The organism is Microbacterium sp. Bi128, from assembly GCF_918698205.1.
This window is the reverse complement of sequence record NZ_CAKKMM010001601.1, coordinates 1-1,098: the sequence shown is the minus strand read 5'-3', so window position 1 is coordinate 1,098 and position 1,098 is coordinate 1. Positions and strand designations below refer to the sequence as shown.

Annotated in this window: 2 protein-coding genes; both read right to left on the bottom strand. The window is 63.7% G+C overall.

Annotated features, from left to right (window positions below; translation table 11 throughout):
- Positions 1–88: 88 nt before the first annotated feature.
- Positions 89–559: an Hsp20/alpha crystallin family protein gene (locus LQV45_RS34855; protein WP_230012531.1), complete on the bottom strand. Its 471-nt coding sequence runs from the start codon at positions 557–559 to the stop codon at positions 89–91.
- A 302-nt stretch (positions 560–861) separates the two neighbouring features.
- On the bottom strand, positions 862–1,098 hold a 237-nt coding region (locus LQV45_RS34850; protein ID WP_230012521.1), incomplete at its 5' end, for a GlsB/YeaQ/YmgE family stress response membrane protein.

The window sequence follows — 1,098 nt, the reverse complement described above, 5'->3', positions numbered from 1 at the left end:
AACCAATACCGATGGCCCCCTTCGCCCTGCCAGAAGGCACCCGCGGTCGCTGGTGGGTGCCGGGCGAGTCGAGTGCCGGAAATGCCGTTCAAGTCACGAAGTTCTCTGGTGCTTCCGGTGACTGGTTTCCACCGCGGGAGACGTGGACTTTCGTGGCGGACGGTCCGGACTGCTCCGGGATTTGGGCGCGGATTTCCAAGACACCGTCGATGTAGCTGGCCTCGACGGTGTCAGGGTCCGCGCCGCGGGGCAGCGGGACGCTTCGCGAATATTCGCCGTACCGCACTTCGCTTCGGTAACCCGGTTGATCCTTGTGCGCGGGTTCCGTGCGCCGGGCAGCGATATTCAAGTTGCCCTCGGTGACGGTGATATCGATGTCCTTGTCCGGGTCGATGCCGGGGATATCGGTTCTGACCACCAAGGTGTTTCCGTCCCGGTATTCCTCGACCCTGAGCCAGGTGTCCGTCTCGCCTTGCAGGAAGCGCCGGACTGGTTCGGGCACGTCGATGCCCGTGCGGCGGAATAGGTTGTCCATGTCTATCTCCTTGCTGTTTAGCATCTCTGGTCGCATGGTGTCGGATGCGCGCGGAGCAATGACTTCTGCCGCTTTGGCGATTACTACTTACGACAGCGGAACCGGCCGCCGGGGCTGCGCTCGGAGGCTTTCGAAGCTTGTTCTCGACGAAGCGTTGCGGGCGGGCGCCCGGCATGAGGTCAACCGTCATGCCGTTGGACTCGGCGGCGCGGGCCGAGAAACGCCGGGTGGTTCCTCCCGGGGTGTTTCAGCAGCGGCCCGCAGCCGTCTAACAGAAGTCGCAGGGCGTCCTCAGTGGCAGCCCTGCATCCGGAGGATCGAGGCTGCTACGCCCTGGTCCTCCGACCGGCAAGAGCCCCATAGATCAGGAGCACAATAACGGCCCCGAGGATGGAGAGGAGCCAGGTCCGCAGGTCAAAGAAGTCAGCGAGCCCTCCGCCGAAGATCAACGAGCCGATCCAACCTCCGAGGATTGCGCCCACGACGCCAACAACGAGTGTAATCAGCCAGCCGCCTCCTTGACGGCCGGGAAGGACCGCCTTGGCGATAGCTCCAGCGATAAG

Excerpts from the sequence above, each read along its gene's own strand:
- LQV45_RS34855 (WP_230012531.1), bottom strand. The coding sequence starts at position 559 with ATGCTAAACAGCAAGGAGATAGACATGGACAACCTATTCCGCCGCACG.